The sequence below is a fragment of the Thiomicrospira microaerophila genome, assembly GCF_000934765.1.
In the GTDB taxonomy this organism is placed as follows: Bacteria; Pseudomonadota; Gammaproteobacteria; order Thiomicrospirales; family Thiomicrospiraceae; genus Thiomicrospira; species Thiomicrospira microaerophila.
This window is the reverse complement of the sequence record NZ_JYNN01000056.1, coordinates 1-12,639: the sequence shown is the minus strand read 5'-3', so window position 1 is coordinate 12,639 and position 12,639 is coordinate 1. Positions and strand designations below refer to the sequence as shown.

11 protein-coding genes are annotated in these 12,639 nt (G+C 40.9%); 1 reads left to right on the top strand and 10 read right to left on the bottom strand.

Annotated features, from left to right (window positions below):
• The first annotated feature begins 857 nt into the window (after nucleotides 1-857).
• The gene (locus NA59_RS14500; protein ID WP_052501650.1) at nucleotides 858-3,053 is read left to right on the top strand and encodes a DUF5011 domain-containing protein; all 2,196 of its coding nucleotides are present in this window, start codon (nucleotides 858-860) and stop codon (nucleotides 3,051-3,053) included.
• A gap of 160 nt (nucleotides 3,054-3,213) precedes the next feature.
• On the opposite strand, the gene NA59_RS11530 is transcribed toward NA59_RS14500, so the two are convergent.
• The 10 genes from NA59_RS11530 to NA59_RS11490 form a co-directional block, all read right to left on the bottom strand.
• The gene (locus tag NA59_RS11530) at nucleotides 3,214-3,513 is read right to left on the bottom strand and encodes a hypothetical protein (RefSeq protein WP_044412794.1); all 300 of its coding nucleotides are present in this window, start codon (nucleotides 3,511-3,513) and stop codon (nucleotides 3,214-3,216) included.
• A gap of 379 nt (nucleotides 3,514-3,892) precedes the next feature.
• Nucleotides 3,893-4,195: a hypothetical protein gene (locus NA59_RS11525; RefSeq protein ID WP_044412791.1), complete on the bottom strand. Its 303-nt coding sequence runs from the start codon at nucleotides 4,193-4,195 to the stop codon at nucleotides 3,893-3,895.
• Between the two features lie 60 nt (nucleotides 4,196-4,255).
• Nucleotides 4,256-6,196, bottom strand: coding sequence for a DUF927 domain-containing protein (locus NA59_RS11520; protein WP_044412788.1), 1,941 nt, complete (start codon nucleotides 6,194-6,196; stop codon nucleotides 4,256-4,258).
• Between the two features lie 22 nt (nucleotides 6,197-6,218).
• Complete coding sequence (locus NA59_RS11515) at nucleotides 6,219-6,539, bottom strand: hypothetical protein (protein WP_044412785.1); 321 nt, start codon at nucleotides 6,537-6,539, stop codon at nucleotides 6,219-6,221.
• Between the two features lie 104 nt (nucleotides 6,540-6,643).
• On the bottom strand, nucleotides 6,644-7,270 hold the full coding sequence (locus NA59_RS14495; RefSeq protein ID WP_083945057.1) for a ParA family protein: 627 nt from the start codon (nucleotides 7,268-7,270) through the stop codon (nucleotides 6,644-6,646).
• A gap of 172 nt (nucleotides 7,271-7,442) precedes the next feature.
• Complete coding sequence (locus NA59_RS11505; RefSeq protein WP_044412781.1) at nucleotides 7,443-9,146, bottom strand: coiled-coil domain-containing protein; 1,704 nt, start codon at nucleotides 9,144-9,146, stop codon at nucleotides 7,443-7,445.
• A 217-nt stretch (nucleotides 9,147-9,363) separates the two neighbouring features.
• Nucleotides 9,364-10,026 carry a hypothetical protein gene (locus tag NA59_RS11500; RefSeq protein ID WP_044412778.1) on the bottom strand — a complete coding sequence of 221 codons (663 nt, stop codon included), beginning with the start codon at nucleotides 10,024-10,026 and terminating at the stop codon, nucleotides 9,364-9,366.
• A gap of 47 nt (nucleotides 10,027-10,073) precedes the next feature.
• Nucleotides 10,074-10,631: an Lcl C-terminal domain-containing protein gene (locus NA59_RS11495; RefSeq protein WP_044412776.1), complete on the bottom strand. Its 558-nt coding sequence runs from the start codon at nucleotides 10,629-10,631 to the stop codon at nucleotides 10,074-10,076.
• A 134-nt stretch (nucleotides 10,632-10,765) separates the two neighbouring features.
• Complete coding sequence (locus NA59_RS15170) at nucleotides 10,766-10,930, bottom strand: four helix bundle protein (protein ID WP_157792612.1); 165 nt, start codon at nucleotides 10,928-10,930, stop codon at nucleotides 10,766-10,768.
• A 27-nt stretch (nucleotides 10,931-10,957) separates the two neighbouring features.
• A complete protein-coding gene (locus tag NA59_RS11490) occupies nucleotides 10,958-11,815 on the bottom strand; it encodes an Lcl C-terminal domain-containing protein (RefSeq protein ID WP_044412773.1) in 858 nt (285 codons plus the stop codon).
• Nucleotides 11,816-12,639: the final 824 nt, after the last annotated feature.

Genomic DNA, 12,639 nt, shown 5'->3' with positions numbered 1-12,639 from the left:
GGGTAAGTATAAGGATAAGCCTTAGGATTAAGGCACAAGTATGCTAACCTTAATCTTAATATATGAGTATCTATATATGTACATGAAAAAAAACTTGGGAACTTTGGGAACTTTGGGAACCTGGGCTTAAACTGTTGATTTTATTAAGTTTTTCGGTTCCCAAGCGTTGGGAACCAGTGGGAACCGTGGGAACTTTTGGGAACCTGGTGAGTGTTTGGCGCTGTTATTATAAGTATAAAGTCTTATTAATCTAATATATGCTGTGTAGTTAGGTGTGGCTAGGTGTAGTTAGGATTAGCATTTGATTGAATCTTAACCTTAGCTTTAATTCTTAGTTGTGGGTTAGCAATATGGTTAGAGTTAGTTAATCATGGTGAGTTGAATTGGTTAATCGATGTTTATATGCTTTGTCATCTTCGCGCGTTCGCACGAAACCTTCCAAAGCGAAAAGCGGTCATACTTAGGCTACGCCTAAGATGCCCAGTTGATTAACGGTTTGTTGTGGTTATTGATTAACTGTGTGAATTGGTTTGAGGTTAAGTTATTGAGTTGTTTGGTGGTTTGTCTTTTTTTTTGTTTGGTTGACATGGTTAGAGTTGGTATAAGATTAACTATGTTGTGTATTGGGTTTGGCATTGTGAATGGTGGACTTAATGATAATCATTTACAAGGGTCTGGGGGCACGGGTGAGGGTTGGTTGGTGGGGGTGATGGTTGGTTGAGTGTTTTGCTTGTTGCTAAGTTATTATTCCAATGCTTTAGTGTATAAATTTTATACACTGTATTTTCGCTTACTTATTTATTGACATAGTGAGGCTTAAGGTTTAGACTTACTGCAAACATTAAGGGAATTAAGATATGTCTAAGCTAAAAAAATCTTCGCAGTTTGTTTTAACTTTTTTGTTTTCACTGACACTGGCAGGTTGTGGTGGAGGTGATTCGGACTCTGGTACAACGACTCCGCAAACCCATATCATTACGGGAAAAGCCGCGGATGGTTATTTAGCCAGTGCGCGCGTTTGTTTGGACATGAACCATAATTTAAAATGTGATGCGGGGGAACCGACCACTAACACGGATGCAACGGGCACTTACCGTTTTAGTGACATTCCTTCAACGACCAATCTCAACAATTATCGATTAGTGGTTGAAGCCATAGCAGGGCAAACGATTGATTTAGATAATCCTCAAACGCCAATAGAAAAGAACTTTACAATTACCGCACCCAAAGGCCAGCATGAGTTTATTAGCCCTTTGACCACGTTGTTAGATGCCGTGTTAAGCGAAACCCCAACTAAGACACTTGAACAAGCCAAGTCCACGGTAAGTCAAAAACTCGGATTGCCCACCGATTTCGATGTGACGGCTGACTACCTGCAGCAAGATACACCTGAAGCCAAAAAAGCCCATCAAATCGCGCAAGTTTCAACGCGCGTATACCAGCAATCAACAGAATCGACCACATCTAAATCGCTTGCTGATTTGTCTAACCAGGTATTAACGCAATTAGAAGTTATGGTCGTTAATGGTGATTTTAGTACCAATGATACGGATGTTGAGTTATTAGCTGGAGCGATTGCGGGGAGTATTGGTGTGGTTCCAACGCCTGTAGCACCGGCACCTGTAGCACCGGCACCTGTAGCACCGGCACCTGTAGCACCGGCACCTGTAGCACCGGCACCTGTGGAACCAGCACCTGTGGAACTAGCACCTGTGGAACCAGCACCTGTGGAACCAGCACCTGTAGATCCAACACCTGTAGATCCAACACCTGTAGTTGACACAGTGGCTCCAGTCATCACCCTGAATGGTAATGCCAGTATCAACATCAACCAAGGTGAAATCTACAGCGATGCAGGTGCCACCGCCACAGACAATGTGGATGGCAATCTCACTGACAAAATTCAAGTCACTGGCACAGTGGATGCGAATACCGTTGGCAGTTACACCCTGACCTACAGTGTTAGCGATGCGGCAGGCAATGCAGCCACGCAAGTAACGAGATTAGTGAATGTTGTTGAGCCATTAGGCCCAATAGAAATTAAAGAATTAAACTTTTATCTGGAGCAAGAGGAGGGTCAACCCCCTTTTGTAAAAGTTAGTATAGATCTTGAAAATGCAGTTAACGTCAGTGGATTTAACCTACTATTCTGGCTAGTAGGGAATGAGCAGACTTGGATTTATATTCCATTAAATCAAACTACTGGTTTATTTGAACAAGCCTATGAACTCAATCAATATGCTGTATCAGGTGTTTATCAAATTCGAAGAATTGATGTACCAACTAGTGATGGTATAGTGAAATTCAGAAATACAAACTTAGTTAACTCTGGATTTGAAATTGAATTTGCATTTGAAAACGAGAATCAAGACGACATTCCTCCTGTGATCAATAGTTTTTCAATAAGCGATGTGATGTATGATTCAGTGCGGCAAAATCACTATGTTGAATACGAAGTGCAAGTTACAGATGCTGAAAGCGGGCTGACAAATGATCTTATTATTGAGTTAAAAAACCAAAGTGGAAGTTCATTGCAGACAAGGCTTTATTACAATGATTCCGGTAGTGCAGAAGGTCGGTTTGATTTTAATAAATATGCAGCCTCAGGAGTTTATACTGTCAATACAGTCAGGGTTGCTGATAAAGCGGGGAATAATCCTTATTACTCAACTACAGAGTTGGCTAGCATGGGGTTTCAAACAGAAATTAATTTAGAAAATTCTTTTGAAGATAAGACGCCGCCGAACCTCATAAGCTTTAACTTATATGAATTTCAAGGAAATAATGAAAAAGGAGTTCAGATAAGCTTTGGTGTTGAAGATGATATTTCAGGTTTTGATAAAGCTTACATTCGAATGCACAATGAGCTTGGTGATAACTATGATTCGTGGATTTATAATTATAGTCACAAGTTGATCATTCCTTCGACAGATTATGGTCAAAACATTAGGGTTGGATATTTTAAACTATATGACATTGCAGAAAATGTTATTGAGTTTTCTGGTGAGCAATTAAATGAATTCGGTTTTGATTCTGAAATTTTAATTGATTGAGGCCATTTTAGCATGTTCAAATCTCTGTCCATCCTAGTTCTCTGAATATCAGAAGCCTTGCAAGTTTGATTTCATCTTGAATCATCTGTCGCAAGGCTATCCTCTGTTTTTTGGCTGTATTGGTGAGTCATTATCTAATACCCCCGCATGGAGGGCTGTCTTAAAGTGTCATCAGGTTATCTATTTTTCTATCATCAACATAGCGCTTATACGCTTCACGAACAACACAGAATAGAAGTACTGATAAACGCTCATCATAAGACTCGTTAGTAAAATTATCATCAACATGGTCTTGACTAAACTCCGCTGCGCGGTCATCACCTACACCGGTTTGAAAATCAATTGAAATCGGCTCATCATCAATGCCGCTGATCGTAGCGTACACTTCGTTAAAATCAGAGCCGCCAATTTCGTACTCACCCATATTAAAATACTCATCAATTTCTACTTGTATATTCATTTTTGTATCTCCTTATTGTTGTTGGCAAAATTGCCAGATGCTAGGGTTAAACATTAAAAAAGGCGAATCAACTCTTTTTTAATGTTTGTTTATCATCGCAATTAATGGGTGAGGCATCAAGGGTTTGGTGTTGGAGTGTGATGTGGGGAGTTTTTTAGTTGTTTGAGTAGTAGATTTTGTGTTGCAGGATTAACATGGTTAGACTTGGTATAAGATTAACAAGCTTTAGTGAGTAACGGAAATCACCCCAAAAATGTTACAGTTGATCTAGTGTTTGTTTATGTTGGATAACGGTTTAAGGGGTGTTTTTTGTTACGCTGGGTAACTTTTTGACAAACCAAGCCAGCCAGTGTTTTGACTAGCTTGGCTTGGATTGGATCTAGCGGCGGTATTGATTGATTGAAATAACGTTTTTTGCTGTTGTTTGCTCTTCCTTGCCATCAGCATAATATTGCTCAAGCGTGATGCCTTGAGCCTTTGCGACAGCGATTTCAAACTTCAGTCTTACTTGTTGATTGTATTCATCAGCAATACGCTGTTGTTCTGCTTTTTTTTCAGCCTTGATGCGATCTGATTCTTTAATTGCTTCGAGCGCAGGTGAAGTAAAATTGTGGGCGTTAGCAAGTACTTCTAAGAAAGCTTGGTAGTTCCCGCCCGCTTGAAAGCTGTTTGTCATTGCCATGTTAATACTTCCTTTGGATATATTTCTTAAATCTATTATAACAAACTTGGTTATGATTTGCTAATAACCGAGTTCATCGTAGTAGTCGTTTTCGAGTTCTTTAAGCTTGATAGCAAAGCGTCTTATATCAAAACAGATACCCCTACCTAGTCGTTTGTCTTTGTAGTCTAGTCTTTGGCCGACCATGCTCGGTGTCACTTTTAGCGTTTCATTTTTACGACAAAAAGATATTAGTGCTGTTGTATTGATCTTGAGTGATTTGCATCTATCAAGACCTGCGTTTGTCAAAAACAGGTATTTCACATCCTCAAAGCTTGATGTTGATGCTGTGTTTGGTGTGGTGTTCGAGTATTGCACATAGCCTAGCACCTCTTTAAGCTTTGAGTTAAATTGTGTCGCTTTGTTTGCTTGTTTATCAGCAGGGGTGATGACCTTGTTATCTTTTGTTGTGTGTTCTAGGTCGTAGAAAGATTCAGCAAAATACCCTCTTTTCTCAAGCATAGGTGACATGAGATTATAGATCTCATTGAGTGTTTGGGTGTGATTATCGACAGCCAACTCGCTTGTTACTGTGTACTGTTTCACTAGCTTTTTCACAAAATCATCATTGATTTTATGCTCGATTTTTAGCACATTGCGCATGATCAAGTTAGCTGTATAGAAAGCCGCCAGTACGTCTATATTACGCCCGTTAAGCGTGTTTTGTGTCATTTGCTGGCGCAGATTTGCATCCACTTTATAATAGTGTGTTTCGATTGATTCACGGTTGTTTTTTATGTAGTCGATGATTGTTTTTGTGAGAAAGCCTGGGTTATCATCAAAAGCCTTTTCTATATCTCTGAGTATTTTTTTGTTTTCTGTAAAATCGGGACTTGTGCTATCAAGCTGTTCTACATGAATGTCAATTAGTCTTGATAGTACAGGTTCTTCCTGTGCTGTGCCTTTGATCAAGTCCTCTGCTAGCTTGTTTGACAGGAAGATTGCAGATAGCTTGAAGTCGAGTTTAGCGGTCTTTGCACCCATCGCTTTCGCTTTGACACGCCCACCGCCAAGCGCGATCATGTGAATTACTTTTGCTATCTTGTGCGAGTTTCCATCAGAATAGTGTTCAAGTTCGTCACCTATGAAAAAGCTGTCTGATGCACTATAACAGGTGCGCTCGATACCCACATTTGTTGATGACATGGTGATAAGTTTTTCATTGCTGAATGCCTTTTGCAGTAGCTTGGCGATTGTTGTTTTACCGCTATTGCCATTGGGTTCGGCAAACAAAAAGATGGGATTTTGGCTTGCGCCCACGGCTTTGACGACAAAGCCTGCGATCATTGCAGGTAGCATTTGAGCCGCCAAAGGAAAGCGTTCTACAACGAATTTTAGCAGTGCAATCTCTTTACTGGGGTCGGTTTCACTGCACGTTAAATGAGGCTGTGCATCTTCACGAATTGCATCTCGACCGACGATTAAAAATTCAGAAAAGTCTTTAGTAAATCCTGGATCAACGCTGGCTTGATAGTGTTCTTGTATAGATGAAAAGTGAGTAACTGCAACGTGCGCAATCGTATCACTAAACTCCTTTCTCATGGTGTTTGTGATGTTAAGTGTTGTGTGTACTTCTGAGCGTGAGTCACTGATTCTTGCGACATCGATCAGCAGTTCTTTAAACTCGGTATTAGTGTATGAATAACTAACTTTGACAAACTGCATATCACTGTTAACGATTTTCTCACGAATGAAAATAATGCGTGATGATAGCTTGCGCTCAACAATACCAAAGCCATCGACATTTTTACAAAAATAAGTGCCTGTTGAGAGTTCACCTTGCACCTCGATAACGCCATAAAACTCTTTATCGGATAGTTCAATCATCTGTGAGAACTGATCGATCTTAATTTTGCTTTTCTTTTTCTTTTTTGAGCCTTGATCGTGATAATCGCCCAACTCATCGCTGATATCATTAGCGGCTTGCGCTGTGCTTTTCTTCTTGACTGAAGTTCTGAGCATGGGATTATCCTTTATCTATTTATTATTGTTCAAAGTCTATCACAAGCATTTTGTTTTGTCTGCGCAACTCTGCTAGAGCAAACTCTAACAGTGCGGGAACGGATTTGGCGACGGTGCAAGGTTGCATACCGAGATCATCAGCCAACTTTCGATTAATGTCTATGGTTAGTTTTTTGTAGTCATCACCGAATGAGCGTTTCTTTTGAATCTGTGATAAGAGTGCGTTGTCGTGCGTAGCGGTTTCAACACGGAACCAGTTTTGAGGTGTAGTTGTTTGTTCCTGCGCATCATCACTTTGTGGTTGTGGTTGTGGTTGCGCGTTATCGAAGTCGAGTAGTGCCATAGTTATATTCCTTTGTTTGTCTTAAATTTGTTTTCGGTTAAACTTAGTATAACATAAACCAGTTTTAAATAGTATATGTTTAACTTGTTTATGTTAGTTAAAGTTTAACAATATTTTATAATCGTATCAAAAACGTCTGTTAATTCGTCGCGGATTTGTGCGTAACTGCTGATGCGCTTTTTATCCTCAGACGACAAGTTGAACAATGTTTTGTCGATATTCTCTGCACTTTGAAAGCCCGCCCGTAAGCCGAGTACAGTAAATAAATTGCATTTTGCACTATGTGTCACATTGCTCTTTTTGACTGCTTCAAGTAACTCATCTGACAAAAGTTTGTTGTCACGTACATTGCCTTGATAGCGATTCATCACGACTGCATATCGTTCATGCTCTGCGTTGATCACTGATAGGTAGGTATCACGAATACTCATTTTAGTCGGGTTGGATATGAGTACAGGATAGCCTTTTACTTTGTGATCCAAAGTCGCACCAGGTGGATAATCGATAACAACAAAGTCAGTCTTAAGGGTGTGGCGGACATTGTTTGAGTAGATAATCGGAGTGTCGCTCGACTGCTCATCTTTAAAAAAAGGCAGGGCTGATTGCTGAGGATCAAGATCGATAAACTCAACTGACTTACCGAGTGACTTTAGGTAAAACGCAAAATTGAGCGCAAGGGTGGTTTTGCCAACACCGCCTTTTTTTGAATACATACTGACTATCTTAGACATCAAACAACCCCCTTTTAACAATGTTTAACTAACTTGGTTTTATTATAACAATATTCGTTTAAACTCGTCAATAGACTTTTGTTAGATAATAAAAAAAAGGCAAAAAAAAAGCGGCTAGGCATAATGCTTAACCGCTCTCTTGGTTGATGATTAACTATGTTTAACTAAAGGTCTATTTCTGACCCCATCCTCCATCGCCATCATCTTCATCAAGGTCTTTTTTGTCATGCTCACTACTATCAACTTGTGAGTTTTCATAGTCGCGCTCAATGCTATCCATAACATCAATGTTCGGATCAAAATCAAAACCTTTTTCATCTGATTTGCTCTCTTTTTTGTCACCACGACCAAGCATCTCGGTCATCTTCTCAAAGAAAGACTCTTGCAACCTCGTCATCTTCTCCATGTAATGATCATGCAGTGACTTGATCTCTTGGCGTAATGTGCCGATGATACCATCACGCTCAACAACCTGTCTGTGCAGGTCTTCATTTGTCTTAATCATCTCGTCAGACACCTCGGCGAACTTGTCAAGATTAGTATGTGCTTCAGTCAATTGTGCGCCTTTCTCAGCTAGTTTTTGTTCAACCTCGTTCAACTTAGTTTGAGTTTGTCTAACAACGCTCTCAGATGCTAAAACTTGCTCTGATGCTTGTTTGAGTTGTGCTTTCGCCTCAGCCAAGCTTACTTCAAAATCATCAATCTTTTTGAGTGCATCAGCATTAATTTTGGCCTGCTCATCAAGCTTTTTCAACAACTGCTCAATCTTGCTCGACTGCTCAGCGATCACACCCTCACGCTGTTTAACAGTCGACTCGCTCTGCTCTAACTGTGCCTCCAAATTGCTATTCTCAGAACTCAAATCTTCATTCTCTGATCTCGCCTCATCTAGCTGGCCAGTCAAATTCTCAATCACGCCATTTGTTTCAGTGAGTTTTTCAGTCATGCTTTGGATAGTTGTATCACGCTGTGCAACCTCAGCATCAAGCTTGCTCACCTCTGCTTCAAGTTTGGCTGTTTTCTCTTTCTCATCTTGAAGTTGAACATGAATTGCCAACGCCTTGTTTAACTGCTGGCGCATCGCTACCGTTGCATCCAACTCAGCCGTTAATGCCTTTTCTTTATCACTGAGCGACTTAGCAATCGCATCAAACTCGCTCACATCATCAATATCTAACGACTTTAGTTTTTCATTATTAGACGTAATTTGACGTACACTGCTTGTCTTGTGTGCATAGTTTTGTGCTGTACTCGTGCTGGTCTTTTGTGATGCCATCGCAACAACTAGCGGTACACCGGCATTAACAAGTCTGTTGTTAATCAACTCTGACAACTCAACAAGTTTCTCACCCTCGAACATATCAAATGCCGTGCTAATCGACTGAGATTCATGGTCAACGGCATGACGATTGATAAGCATATGTACGTGCAGATTATCCGTGTCACCATGTACCTGCAGTGAGTGCTCTCTGTGCGAATTTTCATTATGTGTCAGATTAAAAGTCTGCTGTTCTATCGCACCATGCACAGCCATTGCGATCAGATCTCTTTGCTCTTTAGTGATGCTCGCACTCTCCGCATACGTGAACGAGAGTACAATATGATCCGCCTCCAGGTCACCGCGATTACGTATTGTCGTTGCCCAACCGGCATCTTTAAGTGCCAGATAGTTTGACTTGGTATCAAACTCACTAGCCAGCATATACGCGCCGAAATCATCTGCGCCAATCTGATGCATGCCCGCTATGCCGGGCTGCAAGGTAGGGAAGTAAAACACATCCGAGTTATCCTCCTTGCCTGCATTGCTAACCATGTATTCCATCTTGTGTTGTTTTGATGCAATATTCATCTTCTGTTTGTGATACAAGCTTCCCATTTTGTCACCTCTCTTTTTTTTGTTTTTTTGGTTATCTTTAGCTTAAGGCTAAGATTAACTTTAAGCACTAGAATAACTATAACATAAAAAAAAGAGCAATAGTAGAATTGCGTGTTGGACAACAACTTAGCAACAGAATGGAAAAACGGGATACAAAAAAACCTGCATAAAGCAGGTTTATCTACCACCCTTTAAAATCTTTACAAAGGCAAAAAGTTTAAAAAGCGTAACCTAGACCAATTGCACTACTGCTACCAAGATAAGCCTTAACAAAAAGTTTTTCATTAATATCATAACTTCCGAACAGTATGCCTAAATAACTATCTGCACTAGCATACCTTGTCCCTGTATCTCTATAACCTAGTCCGAAAGTTAGATCGGGCAAGGTCGCTAGCTTAGCCTTAAATCGCCAATCAAAGACAAATTCAATACCGCTTTTATCATGTGAACCACCGTAAAAATCATAACTATGATTAGCGTATGATAAACCTAAATTAATCTCAGCTGCAATGGCAAATGAATCATCACTTGCTTTAAAGATATTATACCAAGCACCCATACCTCCACCAACGGCAAACTGAGAGTAATCAATGGCACCAATGTCACCAGAACCGTATAAACCATGCCCAAAAACATGGAAATGATCGGCATATTGACCAAAATGTTTATCTAAACCAACATCTTTAACGGGCATCTGTACGCGACCATATAAACCTGTTGTATAACTACCTGAGTAGAGAAATGCTGAGACATGCTTATCTTGTGCAAAACTCAGTGAGTTATCTGTATCACTTGCAGCGCTTACCCCCATAAAACCAAAGGAACCGAATAATGCAGATGCTAATACTGCTTTTTTAGTGTTTGATGATTTCTGTAACATACTGTCTCCTTATTAAAAATTATAAAAGCCGCTGTGCGCGGCTAAAGTTACTGTCCGATACGCACAAGACGCACATGATAGCTGATGAAGTTGCTGCGATAATTGTTGGTGGATATGGCTTGGCCATTTTCGAAATTGACACTCGAAACAAGGCGATCATTGACAGCGGGCGAGGCCGACCAATACTTACTTGATGGTGTGCTATTAAACACGGCGGTATTGATGGCTGGTGAATGACAAGCCCTTTCGACTAACGAATTAAGTTCTTTGATATTGGGTAAGCGCCAATCAGTGTGTCCGGCATACCCGCCTTCTGAATTTAAGGTTTGCGGAATTTGCAACGCCGTTTGCCAGTTATAACCTGTTAATGCGGTACCGGAACAACTGCCATCGCTTTGCCAGGTCTGCCCTACAGAGCAAACTGTCCACATTAAACCGGTAGGGATATGGGTAACCGTACCGTTGTTATGCACGGTAAAATCAGACGCTGGAGTGGTTTTGGGTATGGCGACTTGACACGTTTGTGCCTGGGCTAGTGATACTTGCATTACACTCAGAACAAGAGCCGCGCCTAGCACTTTATAGCGTTGATGAATAGCGAACATGGTTTTCTCCTCGTAAATTTATAAAAATATCCGGCAGCTGGATAATAACGGTGTATTGTGGTGCATGGCTTGCAGCAGCAGCCCATACAATATTTAAACTGTTTGAGCAATTGACAGGTTTGCGCTTTTTCATGCTAGGCCTGGTGAACCAGGTTACACAGGGTTAAGGCTTTTTTGCGCAACTCCGTGCCCAAGGTATATTTGTGATACTTTGGGAAAGTTTTCACGACCTTTTCAATCGCTAGCAGAAACCAATTGGCATCACACCAAATTGGGAGTTGTTTCAATTGCGCCGCCATGCACCCCTCCTTAACAAAAAAGCAAAGTTACTGTCCGCTACGCACGAGACGCACAGGATAGCCGAAGTCGCGATAACCGTAGTGGCTATCGCCATCGCGGAAATTGATACCCCACGCATAGTCACTACTAATGGCAAAGGGCGAGGCCGACCAATACCAATTTAATTGTGTGTTTGGGAAAACGCTTTGATCGATTGCAGGGGATGCTCGTCCATAGTTAACGATCGAAAGCAATTCTTCTTGACTCGGCACGCGCCAATCATTAAATCCACAGAGTTTTTTGTTATTACTGCCGTCCACAAGCACGTACCAATCGTTATAGCGGATACCAAACTCGCCGGTTAGCAAGGCTGTTTTACCACCCCAACGATAGCTGTTGTTGGCATCATGAATACCGCCTGATCTTGCCGGGGTTTTGACTTCCCAAATTAGGCCGGTGTGGTTGTCTTTAACACAAGCCCAAGGGGCTTGTGTGTAAATACCGTTACCAGTATAGGTGGAGCCATCGGCATTAAGGCGCGTAAAGTCGAAGCCAGCATGGCCGCCACCGATTTTACTTAGGCTACCTGCCGCTGCATGCGCATCGCGACCGTGGCTACAGTCTTGTTGTTCAATGGTTTCACCTGTGCAATTTAAATTATTACCTGATGAAAAATTTCCGCCCCAGGTAATACCAGTGTCATTAAGCTTGACAGGCCTGAATAATACACTGGTGTCTGACGCACTGGTGTCTGACGCACTGGTGTCTGACGCACTGGTGTCTGACGCACTGGTGTCTGACCGCTGTGAATCCGAACCACCGCCACCGCCACTACAACCTGCTAGTGACAGTGAAAACAAGCAGGTTAAAACCATCTGTGAAGATTTTTTTAGTTTAAAAGTCATATTCTAGATTCCATTCTTTAATATTCGTCGTAAGTCTAAACCTTAAACCTCACTATGTCAATGGATTATTAAGCAAAAATACATTGTATAAAATTTATACACTAAAACATTAGAAGAATAACTCGGTCAAACACTCAACCAATAATCACCACCAAACAACCAACCATCACCAGTTCCCCATACCCTTATAAACGATTATCATTAAATACATCACACAATGCCAAACTCAATACACAACCTAGTTAATCTTATACCAACTTTAACCATGACAACCAAACAACACAATAACTTAACCTCAAACCAATACACACAGTTAATCAATAACCCCAACAAACCGTTAATCACCTGGGCAAGTTTAGGCGCAGTCTAAACCTTGGCCGCTTTGGAAGGTTTCGTGCGAACGCGCGAAGATGACAAAGCATATAAACATCGATTAACCAATTCAACTCACCATGATTAACTAACTCTAACCATATTGCTAACCCACAACTAAGAATTAAAGCTAAGGTTAAGATTCAATCAAATGCTAATCCTAACTACACCTAGCCACACCTAACTACACAGCATATATTAGATTAATAAGACTTTATACTTATAATAACAGCGCCAAACACTCACCAGGTTCCCAAAAGTTCCCACGGTTCCCACTGGTTCCCAACGCTTGGGAACCGAAAAACTTAATAAAATCAACAGTTTAAGCCCAGGTTCCCAAAGTTCCCAAAGTTCCCAAGTTTTTTTTCATGTACATATATAGATACTCATATATTAAGATTAAGGTTAGCATACTTGTGCCTTAATCCTAAGGCTTATCCTTATACTTACCC